Raw genomic sequence first — 10,260 nt, 5'->3', positions numbered from 1 at the left:
CTGCGCGGCAGAACGTTTCGCGTACTGATTTGAGGACCGCTGCGCGGTGCCTCGGGCGATTTGATCGCTTCCGTTGTTTGGCGTGGTCCTTACGGCGGCCTTGGTCAGGTCTGAACGCCCCGTTTCGCGCCCCGAGATGCCCCGTTTTCCCTCAAATGCCGCGCAAACTGCACATCCGTCTCAAGTTCAGCGCCAGACACACGAGCTTGAACTCGGCCTTGACCTTGTCCAGTCCGCGCAGGCTGAACTGTCTGAACCCCAGCACGCTCTTGATCCAGCCGTTGGGCGCCTCCACGATCCACTTCCTCTTGCGGTAGGCCGCCTTGCCCTCGGGTGTCTTCAACTTGGCATCCATCGCCGCGCTGCGCGGGTACTTCCGGGCGTCAATCTCCAGCGCCTGCTTGCCCTCGCGCCCCAGCGCCACGATCAACTCGCTCGGACTGTCCTTGATCTGCTCGAACACCGACTCCGAGCGGAACCCCGCATCAGCCAGCACCTGCCTGGCGTCTTCGCACAGGTTGGCTTTCACCGCCGCCAGCAACACGGGCAGGCGGTCGCTGTCGGTGGCGTTGTTGCTCAGCTCGGCCGCCACCACGATCTGCGCGCTCTCGTCCACCGCCGTGTGCGCGTTGTAGCTGTAGTCATAGCCCCCACCGGCACGCTTCATGATCCGGCTGTCCGTGTCGGTGAAGCTCTCCTGGGCGCTGTCTTTGGGCACGCCGAAGTCGCGCTTGTAGCGCCCGCCCTTGGGTTTGCCGTCCTTGTCCCGGGGTTTGCGCTGATCGTTCTGGCTGCGCCCGCGGGCTGCATCGGCTTCTCGCTGGCGTTGTTCCAGCCGCAGCTTGGCCGCCGTGATCGCGGCCAGCCGATCGGCTCTGCGTTTGATCTCGCTGGGGATGTCGATGTCGGGTTCGTTCTTTTCCAGGTCGTCGGCCGCCTTAGCTCTGTTGAGCAGCCCGTCAATCTGCGCTTTGAGTTCGGCCTCGGCCTTGAGCATGCGCTCGTAGCTCATGGCCTTGTGACGGCTCGCATTGGCCTTGAGCTTGGTGCCGTCCACCGCCACGGTGCCCAGTTTGACCAGGCCGCACTCGCGCGCCAGGCGAACGACCTGAACGAACAAGGCCGAGAGCTCTTGCAGGTGCAGTGCCCGAAAGTCCGAGAGCGTGCGGTGCGCCGGGTAGTTCTCTGCGGCCAGCACCCGCAGCGCCACGTCTTCATGCAGTTTGGCCGCCAGCTTGCGCGAGCTGAAGGTGCCCGTGGCGTAGCCATAGATCAAGACCTTGATCATCATGGCCGGGTGAAACGGTTGGTTGCGTGGGCCGCCCTTGTCGTAACGGGCGTGAAACGCCCTCAGGTCCAGGCTGTCGACGCTGTCGCTGATGAAGTACGCCAGATGCCCTTCGGGCAGCCAGTCTTGCAGTGCGTCAGGCAGCAGTCGCTGCTGTTGCGGTTCGTAGGGGAGGTAACTTGCGGCCATGCCCACAATTTACCAAGCATTCGGACCTCATGGCGCTTCTGCCGCGCAGGCTCCTAGTCCGTACCACCACGAGCCGCCCATGGTGCGACGCTCGGCGCCTTGCGCGTCGCTCACCCACTCCCACACATTCGCCCCCATGTCGAAAAGGCCGTTCACACCCTCGGCTGTGGCCCCTGCCGGCGCGGCGCGTGGCCAGGCATCGGCGCCGCTGGTGTTGGCGCCTTGCGGGGTGTTCCCGGTGGGGTAGGGATAAGTGGTGCCGCGCACCCAAGGCGCCGGGGCTGGGTTGCGCTGTTCGGTGTAGGCCGCGCTGGTCCATTCCGCAGCGGTGGGCAAGCGGCCACCCGCCCAGCGGCAATAGGCCTCGGCTTCGGCGTGCGTCAGGTGCACGGCAGGCAACTGGTTGGACGCAGGCGGCACCCCATCGGGTGTGCGCCATGTCCAGCCGGGCCGCCTTTGCCAGCCGCCCACATATTCAAAACCGCCACCCTCGCGCTCGGCGCGTGTCACGGTGCCGGTGGCTTGGGCGAAGCGGGCAAACTGGCCAATGGTCACTTCGGTGCGGTCCACCAGCAAAGGCCCCACCCGCGCGCGCGGCGGCTCTGCCGCCGTTGATTGGGCCTGTGCAGCGGGCGCCCAGACGGCCAGCAAGCCGCCAACCGCGCCGGCGGCGGTCGCGATTCGCCAGGGGCGCTTTGCAGCAGGTTGAAGTGGGATGGATGGGTTCATGTCCACATGATCGCAGTGTGGGTTTGACCGAGTGCTGCGCGGGGATTCGGCGTGTCAGGTTCCGATGGACAGCAAACCTTGCGCGGGTGTGACGATGCTCAGCCCGTCAATCGCAGGCACCGACAGCAGATCGTCGTCCCCCGTCACCAGCCAGGGCGCCTGCGCCGCCAGCGCCGTTTGAATGAACACGTCGTCATCCGCATCACGGCTCCAGCGCAGTGCCGCCAGTTCCTGCGGAATGTCTACCCACTGCGCCGCCGCACGCGCATCGCGCAAGATGCTCTTGCGCGCTTCCAGACTGATGTAGCGGTCGAACTTGGGCTTCCAGATTCGGGTTTCCAGTTCCGCGAACGTTGCATCGGAAAACACCGCCAGCTCCTTCAGCAGCACCGCACGGACCACCCGTGCAGGCGCGCCGTTGGGCGACAGTGCCGCGCTGAGCCAGACGTTGGTGTCCAGTACCACCAGCCGCTGGCGCTCAGCTCTCATCGACCAGCAGGCGCTGCAGCTCGTCTTCCGTCAGGCCCTGTGCGGCGGCGCTCGCAGCGTTTTGCGCCAGCGTGCCCTGTAGGCGGTTCGCGTAAAAATTGCGCATGGCCTCATAGTCCTGCGCGCTGACCATCACACCCACCACGCGGTCGCGCTTGAGCACCTGCACGGGCTCGCGCTGCACCTCGTCAAGGAACGCCCCGAAGTGGGTTTTGGCTTGGTTGGCGGTGTAGGAGAGCATGCGTGGGCTCCGGTGTTCATGACGGTCGATTTTCACACGAATCGTTCGATTCGTGTGTTTGGCTTGTTGAGTGTCTTGCCTATTGCTGACACTCGGCTGCTACTGCAAAGAGGCTGTCGCCTGATCGTGTACGCTTTCACGCCAATGGTTGTTCGCGATAGGGCTGGACTTGGAGCGCCAAAAGCGAGATCTGACCATATCGTCCAAATGACCAACAAGCCCAAAACTCGAGTGTGCTGCTTTAAGGGCGCGACATTGCATGTCTTGAAGAGCTAGCAAATCCAGCGCCAGATTCAGGTGCTTCAATATGAATGAGTGACGGAGAACCGGACCGATGCTTACCCACTTGCACATCAAAAACTTCAAAGCTTGGAAAGATACCGGCCCAATTCGCCTAGCCCCGCTGACCGTGCTTTTCGGCGCCAACAGCGCGGGAAAGAGCAGCTTGGGTCACCTGCTGCTGGCATTGCAACAAACGGCACGCTCTAGTGATCGCAAGCGCGCCCTTCATCTGGGTGATGCCTCATCGCTGATCGATCTGGGCACTTTCACCGACTGCCTGCATGGGCACGACCTGAAGCAGTCGCTTTCCTTTGAGCTGGGTTGGGCTCTCCCCAAGGTGTTGGATGTACGCGACCCATTGCAAGCTGAATCGCGATATCAAGGCGATCACATGAGCTTGGATGTGACGCTTGCGGCCAATAAAGCACAACAACCGGAAGTTCATGCACTCCGCTATGCCCTGTCTTCAGGTGACAGCGAGGTGCTCGACTTTGCCCTTGAACGCGACGAAAAACGCAAACTTAACCTGACTTCTGCTCGCTACGGTTTCAAGATGGCCGATGGGCGCAAATGGCCGTTGGAAGAGCCTGAAAAGTTTTACCGCCTGTCCGATACCAGCATGGCTCGATACAAGAATGCCGGTTTTCTGGCGGACTTCGCGCTTGCTACCGAAGGAATGCTGGAGCGCATTTCCTACCTAGGGCCTCTGCGCAGTCATCCCCGGCGTACCTATCAGTGGTCGGGCGATACGCCAGCAAACGTCGGTCAAATGGGCGAGTACGCGGTGGCAGCTATCTTGGCGGCGGAGGGTGAAGGCCGCCGTCTCAACCGTCAGGTCGGACACCACACCAAGGGCTTCGCCGAGTTCATAGCCGCTTGGCTCAAGGACCTGGGTGTCATCCACGACTTCGCTGTACGCCCTGTGGCCGAGGGCCGGAAGGAATACGAGGTGCTGGTGAAGACCCATGCCAAAGCACCCGAGGTAAAGATCACTGACGTTGGCTTTGGTATCTCTCAGGTACTGCCAGCGTTGGTGCAAGCGTTTTACTGCCCCCCGCATTCCACAGTGTGGATGGAACAACCTGAAATCCATCTGCACCCGCAAGTTCAGGCAGAGTTGGCCGACGTCTTTATTTCAGCGACCCAGGCCCGTGAGGGCGGAAAACCGCGCGACGTTCAATTGATCGTGGAGAGTCACTCTGAGCATTTCTTGAACCGCTTGCAGCGCCGGGTCGCCGAGGAAGTGGTCAGGCCTGAAGACGTGGCGGTGTACTTCTGCCGCCGCGCAGGCTCAGCCACCGAGTTGGAGCCGCTGAGACTGAACATGTTTGGTGAGATCGAAAACTGGCCCGAGCACTTTTTCGGCGATGAGATGGCTGACATCGCGGGACGCACCCTGGCTGCAATGAAGCGCAAGAGGGAAATCAGCCAACAAGGTGGTGCACGGTGAAGGCGGTAATCGATACCAACGTGCTCTTGGTCGCCAACGGCCTGCATGCCGATGTTTCTCCTGAGTGCGTGACCGAATGCGTCAAGCGGCTGCAGGCCATGCAACAGAAGGGGATAACTGTCATCGACGATGGTTTTCGGATTCTGGGTGAGTACCAGCACAAAACCAGTCTCAATCCGCCCAAAGGTGTTGGGGATGTCTTCCTGAAATGGCTGCTTCGGCAATCTGGCACTGCGCAGGTGGAGCATGTCACTCTGAACGAAACCGCTGAAAACTGCTTCACAGAGTTCCCTGATCCCGCATTGGAACCAATATTTGATGCACCAGATCGGAAGTTTGCCGCCGTGGCTCACGCTCACCCGGAAAAACCCAAGATTTGGCAGGCGGCGGATTGCAAATGGCTGGACTGGTGGCCAGCCTTGCGGGCCAGGGGCGTTGAGGTTGATTTTTTGTGCCCAATTGATGCCTGCTCGTTCTACGGCAAGAAGTTCCCTGCTAAGCCAGTTCCCCAACTGCCGGGCTGAATCCCATGGATGGAGACTTCTTTCGTTTTCCTCACACACCCCACCTCGCATGGCTTGGCGAGGGCACGCCGCGCGACGACAAGGTGCTTTCACTTGAGGAGGCGCAGGCCTTGCTGGCGGGCGACGTGGTGGTGGAAGAAAAGCTTGATGGCGCCAACCTCGGCTTCTCGTTCGCACCAGATGGCAGCTTGCGCGCGCAGAACCGTGGGCAGTATTTGGTCGAACCTCATGCCGGGCAGTTTTCTCGGTTGCCCGCATGGCTTGCCCAGCACGGCGACTCGCTGCACGGTGTTCTGAAACCCAACGTCATCATGTTTGGTGAATGGTGCGCCGCGCGCCATTCGCTGGACTATGCCGCGTTGCCAGACTGGTTCTTACTGTTTGATGTGTACGACCGCTCTGCAGGACGTTTTTGGAGCACCTCACGCCGCAATGCGCTGGCTGTAGCGTCAGGATTGGCCACGGTTCCCCAAGTGGCTACCGGTAAGCATACTGTTGTTACTCTGAAAGAGCTGGTGGCGACAACGGCCAGCCACTATCGCCATGGGCCGCTGGAGGGTGTTGTCGTGCGCCGGGAGTCTGAGCAATGGTGCGAAACAAGAGCCAAGCTGGTTCGGGCTGACTTCACTCAAGCCATCGACGCGCATTGGCGCAAGCGTGCGACTGAATGGAATCGGGTTGTTTCTCCCGCATTACATAAAAATTATCCCGCCTTAAAGCGTCCTGATTGATTGCTCAGGTCATGAGTTCCGTCGTTCAGAAGTCAAAACAAGAAGGGCTGCCATCGGCAGCCCTTCTTGTTGGCGAGTGCGAACTCAATCAGTTCGAAAACGCCGCAATCCCCGTAATCGCCCGGCCCAGAATCAGCGCATGCACATCGTGTGTGCCCTCGTAGGTGTTCACCACCTCCAGGTTCACCAAATGCCGCGCCACGCCGAATTCGTCGCTGATGCCGTTGCCTCCCATCATGTCGCGTGCCAGGCGGGCGATGTCCAGCGCCTTGCCGCAGCTGTTGCGCTTCAGGATGCTGGTGATCTCGACCGCGGCGGTGCCTTCGTCCTTCATGCGGCCCAGGCGCAGGCAGCCTTGCAGGCCCAGGCTGATCTCGGTCAGCATGTCGGCCAGTTTTTTCTGGATCAGCTGGTTGGCGGCCAACGGGCGGCCGAACTGCTGGCGGTCCATCACGTACTGGCGGGCGCGGAAGTAGCAGTCCTCGGCGGCGCCGAGTGCGCCCCAGGCGATGCCGTAGCGTGCGCTGTTCAGGCAGGTGAATGGGCCTTTCAAGCCGCGCACATCCGGGAAGGCGTTTTCTTCGGGCACGAACACCTCGTCCATCACGATCTCGCCGGTGATGGAAGCGCGCAGACCGACCTTGCTGTGGATGGCGGGGGCGCTCAGGCCTTTGAAGCCTTTTTCCAGAATGAAGCCACGGATTTGGCCGCCGTCGTCTTTGGCCCAGACCACGAACACGTCGGCGATGGGGCTGTTGGTGATCCACATCTTGGCGCCGCTGAGCGAATAGCCGCCGGGCACGGCCTTGGCGCGCGTGACCATGCTGCCCGGGTCGCTGCCGTGGTTGGGTTCGGTGAGGCCAAAGCAGCCGATCCACTCGCCGGTGGCCAGCTTGGGCAGGTACTTCTGCTTTTGCGCTTCGCTGCCAAATTCGTTGATGGGCACCATCACCAGCGAGCTTTGCACGCTCATCATGCTGCGGTAGCCCGAATCGACGCGCTCCACTTCGCGGGCCACCAGGCCGTAGCAGACGTAGTTGAGGCCGCTGCCGCCGTAGGCTTCGGGGATGGTGGGGCCAAGCAGGCCGAGCTCGCCCATCTCACGGAAGATGGACACGTCGGTGGTTTCGTGGCGGAAGGCTTCGGTCACGCGGGGCAGCAGCTTTTCCTGGCAGTAGGCGCGGGCGGCTTCTTGCACCTGGCGCTCGTCGTCGGTGAGCTGGGCGGACAGGTGGAAGGGGTCTTCCCAGCTGAAGGTGTTTTTGTTCGATGCCATGGTGCGGGTCTCCGGTGGTCGGGGTGGGGTTTGCTGGGCATTGTCGTTGGCCCATGAATAGCTGTCTAATATTGATTAACGATTAATCAATACAAAAAACATATTTATGGAATTTCGCCACCTGCGCTGTTTTACCGTGCTGGCCGAAGAGCTGCATTTTGGGCGCGCGGCCCAGCGGCTGGCCATGACGCAGCCGCCGCTCTCGCTCAATATTCAGCAGCTGGAAGCCTCGGTGGGCGCGCGCCTGTTTGAGCGCAACAGCCGCGGCGTGGCGCTCACCGCTGCTGGGCTGGCTTTTTTGCCTCGTGCGCAGGCGCTGCTGGAACAGGCGGCCATGGCGGCCCGCGAGGCGCGCGACGTGGGGCAGGGCCTAGCGGGGCAGTTGCACATTGGCTTTGCCGGCACCGTGCTCTACCGCGGTTTGCCGCAGGTGCTGCGGGCTTTTGGCAGCGCGCACCCCAGGCAGCGCCTGGCGCTGCGCGAGCTGAGCAGCAGCGAACAGCTGGTGGAACTGGTGCACGACCGGTTGGACCTGGGCTTTGTGCACACCACCCGGGTGCCAGCGGGTTTTTCGCAAATTCTGGTGTCGAGCCAGCCTTTTATGGCCTGCCTGCCGGCGGGCCATGCGCTGGCAGCGCAGGCGGTGCTGCCGCTGGAGCGGCTGAAGGGCGAGGCGTTTGCCGTGGTGATGCGGGCGGTGTCGCCCGACTACCACGACCGCATCTTGGCGGCCTGTGCCGAGGCGGGTTTTGAACCGGCGCTGCACTTTGAACTGCGGCACTGGCTGAGCGTGGTGTCGGTCATTGCGCAGGGGCTGGGTGTGGCGCTGGTGCCGGCGGCGCTGCAGCAGGCCGGTTTGCCCGGCGTGGTGTTTGTGCCGCTGGCCCAGCCGTTGGCGCCTTACGACACACACTGCCTGTGGCGCACCGGGCACGACGAGGCGGCGCTGGGGGCATTTTTGGCCACGGTGCGCGCTGCGGCGCAGCCGGGCTAGAGTGGCGGGCTGCCGGGGTTTTTCACCGCCGGCCTTCAAGGAACACAACATGACTGATTTGCAAACCATCGTGCTGGGCGGCGGCTGCTTCTGGTGCACCGAGAGTGTGTACAAAGAAGTGCGCGGCGTGACGGACGTGGAGTCGGGCTACAGCAACGGGCAGGCGGCTCAACCCAGCTACGAAGCGGTGTGCACCGGGCGCACCGGTTGCAACGAAGTGGTGAAGCTGGTGTACGACCCGACCGTGATCAGCACGCGCGAGCTGCTGGAAATTTTCTTTGTGATTCACGACCCCACCACGCTGAACCGGCAGGGCAACGACAGCGGCACGCAGTACCGCAGCGGCATTTATTACACCAACGACGAACAGCGGCAGACCGCCCAGACGCTGCTGGACGAACTGGCGCGCGACGATGCCTTTGGGCGCCCGGTGGTGACCGAGCTGCTGGCGCTGGCCGACTACTGGCCCGCCGAGGACTACCACCAGGACTTTTTTGAGCGCAACCCGAACCAGGGTTACTGCATGGCCGTGGCGGCGCCCAAGGTGGCGAAATTTCGCAAAACGTTTGCGCGGCTGGCGCGCGGCTGAAGCTCAGCCGGCACGCCCGCTGGCGCTTCAGGCCGCAGGCAGGCAGGCCGGCAGGCGCGCCAAAATGCCTTCGCGCAGGCGCTCGGGGCGTTCGGCGCGCAGCAAGGTGCCGTCGGGGCTGAGCTGGTGCATTTGGGCACAGGCAATCACCTGCTGGGCGGTCTCGGTGTCGGCGGTCAGGTCGCCAAAAAAATACACGCTCTTGCCCGGCGCTTGCAGCGCCACGGTGCACGAGCGCGAACAGCCGTTCATGCATTCCACCGGGCGCACCGCAAACGGCAGGTCTTCAAGAAACGCGGCTTCTTGCACCGCTTCAAACAGGGCGCGGCCGGCGCGGGGGGCTTCGCGGGGTGCGCCGGCGGGGCGGCACAGCACACAAACCAGTATTTCGGTGTTCGTCATGCGGGGATGGGTGTCAAGGCGGGGGATGGCGGTGGGCGGGCAAGCGCCCAGCGGGGAGGCGGCACCTTACCACCGCGCCCATGCCCCCGGGGCGCCACAGCTTTGTGCGCTGGGGCCACGGGTGTTCAGAGCCCGCGCACGGCGGCGGTGAGTGACTGGGTGTTCAAGCGCATCATGGCGATGTAGCTGCCCGCGTTGCCCGTGGGTGCAGACAGCGAGTCGGAATACAGCGCGCCAGACGGTTTGGCGCCGGTTTCGCGGCCAATCTGGGCGATCAGGCGCGGGTCTGAAATGCTTTCCACAAACAGCGCCTTGATGTTTTCCTTTTTGATCTGCCGCACCAACTGCGCCACGCCCTTGGCGGAGGCTTCGCTTTCGGTGCTCACGCCCTGCGCGGCCAGAAACTTCACGCCGTAGGCCTTGGCGTAGTAGCCAAAAGCGTCGTGCGAGGTGATCACCTTGCGCTGAGCCAGCGGAATGGGGGCCCAGGCGGCCTTGATGTCGGCGTCCAGCGACTTGAGCTGTGCGATGTAGGCGCCGGCGTTGCGCTGGTACACGTCGCAGCTGCTGGCGTCGACCTCGCACAGGCCCTTGGCTATGTTGCCCACGTAGGTGATCACGTTGGGCACACTTTGCCAGGCGTGCGGGTCTGCCGCACCGCCGTGGCTGTGCCCGTGTTGGTGGCCATGGTCGTCGGCTTTGCCCTTGACGGGCTCGATGCCTTGGCTCACCACCACATGGCGGCCCTTGTAGCTGGCGGTGTTGAGCAGCCGGCTCATCCATCCTTCAAAGCCCAGGCCGTTGGAAAACACAATCTGCGCCTGCCCGACCAGCTTTGCTTGTGACGGTGTGGGCTGGAACACATGGGCGTCGCTGCCGGGGCCGACGAGCATGTCGACCGCCACGCGGTTGCCGCCGACCTGCTGCACGAGATCGCCGAGGATGCTGAAGCTGGCCACGGCCTTGATGGGCGTGGCGGTCTGGGCTTGCAGCGCCGGGCTGAGCGCCAGCATGGCGAGGCCGATGGCGGAGGCGATGGAGTGGCGACGCGCAGAAGTGGTCATGGCGGATCCTTG

Annotated in this window: 12 protein-coding genes; 5 read left to right on the top strand and 7 right to left on the bottom strand. The window is 62.9% G+C overall.

All coding sequences use genetic code 11. The features are described 5' to 3' along the window. Positions 1-151 precede the first annotated feature (151 nt). From AC0GNR_RS03545 to AC0GNR_RS03530, 4 genes are read right to left on the bottom strand one after another with little or no spacing between them, the layout of a single operon-like run. Complete coding sequence (locus AC0GNR_RS03545) at positions 152-1,477, bottom strand: IS1182 family transposase (RefSeq protein WP_472899619.1); 1,326 nt, start codon at positions 1,475-1,477, stop codon at positions 152-154. 27 nt (positions 1,478-1,504) lie between these two features. Next, positions 1,505-2,206: a formylglycine-generating enzyme family protein gene (locus AC0GNR_RS03540; protein WP_472899618.1), complete on the bottom strand. Its 702-nt coding sequence runs from the start codon at positions 2,204-2,206 to the stop codon at positions 1,505-1,507. A 54-nt stretch (positions 2,207-2,260) separates the two neighbouring features. Continuing rightward, complete coding sequence (locus AC0GNR_RS03535; RefSeq protein WP_472899617.1) at positions 2,261-2,695, bottom strand: putative toxin-antitoxin system toxin component, PIN family; 435 nt, start codon at positions 2,693-2,695, stop codon at positions 2,261-2,263. Next, positions 2,685-2,936: a type II toxin-antitoxin system Phd/YefM family antitoxin gene (locus AC0GNR_RS03530; RefSeq protein ID WP_472899616.1), complete on the bottom strand. Its 252-nt coding sequence runs from the start codon at positions 2,934-2,936 to the stop codon at positions 2,685-2,687. The genes AC0GNR_RS03535 and AC0GNR_RS03530 overlap by 11 nt, the downstream gene beginning before the upstream one ends. A gap of 346 nt (positions 2,937-3,282) precedes the next feature. Between AC0GNR_RS03530 and AC0GNR_RS03525 the strand changes: the two genes are divergently transcribed. Genes AC0GNR_RS03525 through AC0GNR_RS03515 form a run of 3 tightly spaced genes read left to right on the top strand, consistent with a single transcriptional unit; the run spans position 3,283 to position 5,923 of the window. Further along, positions 3,283-4,668 carry an AAA family ATPase gene (locus tag AC0GNR_RS03525; RefSeq protein ID WP_472899615.1) on the top strand — a complete coding sequence of 462 codons (1,386 nt, stop codon included), beginning with the start codon at positions 3,283-3,285 and terminating at the stop codon, positions 4,666-4,668. Continuing rightward, a complete protein-coding gene (locus tag AC0GNR_RS03520; protein WP_472899614.1) occupies positions 4,665-5,192 on the top strand; it encodes a hypothetical protein in 528 nt (175 codons plus the stop codon). Before AC0GNR_RS03525 ends, AC0GNR_RS03520 begins: the two co-directional genes overlap by 4 nt. A 5-nt stretch (positions 5,193-5,197) precedes the next feature. Then, entirely contained in the window at positions 5,198-5,923 is a 726-nt protein-coding gene (locus AC0GNR_RS03515) for an RNA ligase family protein (RefSeq protein WP_472899613.1), read from the top strand. A gap of 88 nt (positions 5,924-6,011) precedes the next feature. Here the strand turns inward: AC0GNR_RS03515 and AC0GNR_RS03510 are convergent, their stop codons facing one another. Then, the gene (locus AC0GNR_RS03510) at positions 6,012-7,199 is read right to left on the bottom strand and encodes an acyl-CoA dehydrogenase (RefSeq protein ID WP_472899612.1); all 1,188 of its coding nucleotides are present in this window, start codon (positions 7,197-7,199) and stop codon (positions 6,012-6,014) included. A 106-nt stretch (positions 7,200-7,305) separates the two neighbouring features. Between AC0GNR_RS03510 and AC0GNR_RS03505 the strand changes: the two genes are divergently transcribed. Both AC0GNR_RS03505 and msrA read left to right on the top strand, forming a co-directional pair. Continuing rightward, a complete protein-coding gene (locus AC0GNR_RS03505) occupies positions 7,306-8,193 on the top strand; it encodes a LysR substrate-binding domain-containing protein (RefSeq protein WP_472899611.1) in 888 nt (295 codons plus the stop codon). 49 nt (positions 8,194-8,242) lie between these two features. Next, entirely contained in the window at positions 8,243-8,782 is a 540-nt protein-coding gene (gene msrA, locus AC0GNR_RS03500; RefSeq protein WP_472899610.1) for a peptide-methionine (S)-S-oxide reductase MsrA, read from the top strand. Between the two features lie 27 nt (positions 8,783-8,809). Here msrA and AC0GNR_RS03495 read toward each other — a convergent pair whose 3' ends face one another. Further along, positions 8,810-9,184, bottom strand: coding sequence for a DUF1636 family protein (locus tag AC0GNR_RS03495; RefSeq protein ID WP_472899609.1), 375 nt, complete (start codon positions 9,182-9,184; stop codon positions 8,810-8,812). A gap of 125 nt (positions 9,185-9,309) precedes the next feature. Next, positions 9,310-10,248 (bottom strand): metal ABC transporter solute-binding protein, Zn/Mn family, encoded by a 939-nt coding sequence (locus tag AC0GNR_RS03490; protein WP_472899608.1) that lies wholly within the window; start codon positions 10,246-10,248, stop codon positions 9,310-9,312. Between the last annotated feature and the right edge of the window lie 12 nt (positions 10,249-10,260).

Source organism: Hydrogenophaga sp. LT287, assembly GCF_055702805.1.
This window is presented reverse-complemented; position numbering and strand designations above follow the sequence as displayed.

Bases quoted from the DNA above. Each gene is read 5' to 3' on its own strand.
- AC0GNR_RS03545 (WP_472899619.1), bottom strand. From the start codon at position 1,477: ATGGCCGCAAGTTACCTCCCCTACGAACCGCAACAGCAGCGACTGCTG.
- AC0GNR_RS03540 (WP_472899618.1), bottom strand. From the start codon at position 2,206: ATGAACCCATCCATCCCACTTCAACCTGCTGCAAAGCGCCCCTGGCGA.
- AC0GNR_RS03535 (WP_472899617.1), bottom strand. From the start codon at position 2,695: ATGAGAGCTGAGCGCCAGCGGCTGGTGGTACTGGACACCAACGTCTGG.
- AC0GNR_RS03530 (WP_472899616.1), bottom strand. From the start codon at position 2,936: ATGCTCTCCTACACCGCCAACCAAGCCAAAACCCACTTCGGGGCGTTC.
- AC0GNR_RS03515 (WP_472899613.1), top strand. From the start codon at position 5,198: ATGGATGGAGACTTCTTTCGTTTTCCTCACACACCCCACCTCGCATGG.
- AC0GNR_RS03510 (WP_472899612.1), bottom strand. From the start codon at position 7,199: ATGGCATCGAACAAAAACACCTTCAGCTGGGAAGACCCCTTCCACCTG.
- AC0GNR_RS03505 (WP_472899611.1), top strand. From the start codon at position 7,306: ATGGAATTTCGCCACCTGCGCTGTTTTACCGTGCTGGCCGAAGAGCTG.
- msrA (WP_472899610.1), top strand. From the start codon at position 8,243: ATGACTGATTTGCAAACCATCGTGCTGGGCGGCGGCTGCTTCTGGTGC.
- AC0GNR_RS03495 (WP_472899609.1), bottom strand. From the start codon at position 9,184: ATGACGAACACCGAAATACTGGTTTGTGTGCTGTGCCGCCCCGCCGGC.
- AC0GNR_RS03490 (WP_472899608.1), bottom strand. From the start codon at position 10,248: ATGACCACTTCTGCGCGTCGCCACTCCATCGCCTCCGCCATCGGCCTC.